The sequence below is a fragment of the Pseudomonas sp. MWU16-30323 genome (assembly GCF_020515595.1).
GTDB lineage: Bacteria > Pseudomonadota > Gammaproteobacteria > Pseudomonadales > Pseudomonadaceae > Aquipseudomonas > Aquipseudomonas yamanorum.
On record NZ_JAIWYM010000085.1, the window covers coordinates 1 to 984 of the forward strand.

Annotated in this window: 1 protein-coding gene; it reads right to left on the reverse strand. The window is 57.3% G+C overall.

Going from position 1 to position 984, the window contains the following annotated elements; genetic code table 11:
- Positions 1-396, reverse strand: a 396-nt coding sequence (locus LIY45_RS30535; protein WP_226478715.1) for a PAAR domain-containing protein, incomplete at its 3' end; no start/stop codon positions are given.
- Positions 397-984 lie beyond the last annotated feature (588 nt).

Genomic DNA, 984 nt, shown 5'->3' on the forward strand with positions numbered 1-984 from the left:
TCCTATCAGGTGGCCGGGCTGCAGCAGACCCGGAATACCTTCGCCATCTGCGTACTCAGTAATCAATACATCGCTTTGAAGACTACGGGTCACCGTGTCGCCGTTGTCAGTGGTACTGCCCACAATCGCAATCGGTCGCCCCTTGAAGGCCACCGCGAAACCCGCGCCCGACACTATCTCGGTTTCAGTGCCGTCCGAATAACGTACCCAGTCACCGACGCAGGCGACGCGGTGCTCGTGGATCGTTATGCCGGTGCTGGCAGTAACAATCTCGCCGCCCATTCGGGTCTTGGAACCCCATGTTGCATAGTCATAAGTCGCTTTAACGGGACGCGCAGCTTGCTTGGCCATGAACTCGTCCACGAGGTGCTGGCCTGCTGTTTTTGCATCTTCCATTGAGCTTTCCTTTTCTGGCGCCCAAGCGGACACGAACACCGCGAGGGTGTTGATTCATGAGGAGTGGGATCGCGCCTGAATGACGCGCAAGGGATATTGACGAACACCCTAAAACCAAACAACTGACCGTTCGGTTAGCTATGTGATGAAAAGCGAAACGTCCGACAGGTATTTAGGGTTGCCGGTGGGAAAGTCGATCTCTAGTCTTCGGGCACCGCTGCAAACGTAGCGGGCGGGCGTCGCGGCCCGAGTGAATTCAGGCGCAAAGCGCCATTGTCCGCTTTCAGTTGACGGCTTTTTATCGTCTACTGTGCGGCGCCATGGTGGCTGTGCGTGGGATACCTTCGGGTATGCCGGTTTCCTGATCCCGGTCCGCGAACCTGCGTACAGCTACCACCCCATCGCGTCGCGGCGATAAGTGGCAGCTCCACTTAATTCAGGAGCTTCACCATGATCAAACCCACACCAAACCCTCCACTCGATTCCGAAACCAACAACGCCCCCGTCGTGCTATTCAGCGTCATCGACGGCATCAGTACCGAAGACCTGCTGGTCAACCTCACCGGAACACTGGCTTCGGCCCACGCC